At 63.1% G+C, this 241-nt stretch carries 1 protein-coding gene; it reads left to right on the top strand.

What is annotated here, in order from left to right; genetic code table 11:
- Window positions 1–229: SWIB/MDM2 domain-containing protein (locus ACTHTG_RS11255; RefSeq protein ID WP_440362656.1), on the top strand; the 229-nt coding region annotated here is incomplete at its 5' end.
- Between the last annotated feature and the right edge of the window lie 12 nt (window positions 230–241).

The raw sequence follows: 241 nt of genomic DNA, 5'->3' as shown, positions 1-241 counted from the left end.
CTACCACCCCGATGCTGCGCTGGCCGCCGTCATCGGCAGCGATGCCGTGGCCCGCACCGAGGCACTGAAAAAACTGTGGGACTACATCAAAGCGCACAACCTGCAAGACCCGCAAGACAAACGCACCATCGTGGCCGACGACAAACTGCGCGCCGTGCTGGGCAAAGACCGCGCCGGCATGTTTGAGCTGACCGGCCTGATCGGCCCGCACCTGGTGGCCAATGCGTAAGAACGTGTTCAC

It is taken from the genome of Neisseria sp. P0017.S009 (genome assembly GCF_051957375.1).
GTDB lineage: Bacteria > Pseudomonadota > Gammaproteobacteria > Burkholderiales > Neisseriaceae > Neisseria > Neisseria perflava.
Note: the sequence above shows the minus strand (reverse complement) of the source record. Positions and strands in the feature narration are given on the sequence as shown.